Source organism: Williamsia serinedens, from assembly GCF_024171725.1.
Taxonomy (GTDB): Bacteria; Actinomycetota; Actinomycetes; order Mycobacteriales; family Mycobacteriaceae; genus Williamsia_A; species Williamsia_A serinedens.
The window spans coordinates 1-1,375 of sequence record NZ_JAMTCG010000026.1 but is presented as its reverse complement, the minus strand read 5'-3'; the positions used below and the strand labels follow the sequence as shown (position 1 = coordinate 1,375).

Sequence of the window (1,375 nt, the reverse complement as noted above, 5' to 3'; positions counted from 1 at the left end):
CCCCCTGTCTGCCCGTGTAGAGGGCAACGCGGTGACGCTGACGGTGTGGCTGAAGAGGCCACCCATGACGAGCGTGAGGATGACTCGATGACCAAATCAGTGGCCGACTACCTCAGCGCGAGGTTTGAGAAGCGTAAAGACGGATGCTGGATGTGGGTCGGTAGCGTCAATGCGCAAGGCTATGGCCGGGCTTATGTGGACGGGCGTAGTGCTCGGGCTCATCGGGTTTCGTTCGCGACATGGAAGGGCGCGCTCGGCTCTGACGAAGAGATCAGACACTCATGCGGGGTCAGACTTTGCGTAAACCCGGACCACTTGACGAAAGTTGACCGTGAGGTCACGGACCGTAAGACCTATCTGCTGGAGCGGGTCTCGGTTACGGACCAAGGCTGCTGGGAATGGACCGAGTACGTCAACAAGGCCGGATACGGTCGGTGCTTCCTGAAGGGCCAGACGTGGTTTGCACACCGCCTGTCCTATGCCATCCACAAAGGCGACCCCGGCTTGGGGTTCGTTTGCCACACGTGCGACAACCCCAAGTGCTGCAATCCCGACCACCTGTATTTGGGCGATAACGACACAAACATGGCAGACAAGGCGCGTCGTGAGAGGCACCCCTTCATGCGGTTCACGCGCGTGGACGTGGCTCGGATCAGAAGTCGGCGAGCGTCTGGAGAGTTGCTGCGGACCATCGCTGAGGACTACGACACCGACGAGTCCGTCATCTGCGCTATTGCCAAGCGGCGGCGGAGGACAGCGTGACCGACTACATCCTGAGCATCCCACTTCGTAGACCGCCTTTGACGTCGAACGATCAGCGGCGCGCGCACTGGACGACGGTGCGTAACGCGAAGGCCGAAGTGGAGTACCGGGTGCGTCACGCCGCGCAGCAGGCCCGCATCGGCACGCTGAGCGCCCCACAGACCGTGACGGTCATTTGGCATGCCCCCGACGACCGCCGACGCGACAGCGACTCTCTCAGCCCGTTTTTGAAGGCGAGTTTGGATGCGCTCGTGAAATGCGGCGTGCTCGAGGACGACTGCCCACCCCACGTCACATCCACGTCCATGCGGACCGTCGTGGACCGCGCCAACCCCCGCATCGAGATCCAGCTACAGGAGGCAGCATGAGCGAGCAGTTCTACCTTCCGATGCACGAGCAGGTCGCGCTGCTGGAATCCCTCAAGCGCATCCCCGCCCTGTGCGAGAAGCTGGCGATGGGGGTGACGTTGAGCCGTATGGACCGCGTCACCAAGCCGCAAGGGACAAGCCGGCGCAGCAAGCACGGCACCACGCCCGACGGCGTGAACCTGGCAGCACTCGACGACTGGACCGGACTGCACGCGACGCTCGTGTCCTGGGTGCGGATGGTGTGC

The 1,375-nt window shown here is 62.9% G+C and carries 2 protein-coding genes and 1 pseudogene; all 3 read left to right on the top strand.

Annotated features, from left to right (window positions below; translation table 11 throughout):
- Positions 1–45: 45 nt before the first annotated feature.
- Positions 46–762: an HNH endonuclease family protein gene (locus tag LX12_RS21740; protein ID WP_253656705.1), complete on the top strand. Its 717-nt coding sequence runs from the start codon at positions 46–48 to the stop codon at positions 760–762.
- Positions 759–1,130: a RusA family crossover junction endodeoxyribonuclease gene (locus LX12_RS21735; protein ID WP_253656704.1), complete on the top strand. Its 372-nt coding sequence runs from the start codon at positions 759–761 to the stop codon at positions 1,128–1,130. The genes LX12_RS21740 and LX12_RS21735 overlap by 4 nt, the downstream gene beginning before the upstream one ends.
- Positions 1,127–1,375: pseudogene (locus tag LX12_RS21730) on the top strand (hypothetical protein); the annotation flags it as partial. The gene LX12_RS21735 and the pseudogene LX12_RS21730, both read left to right, overlap by 4 nt.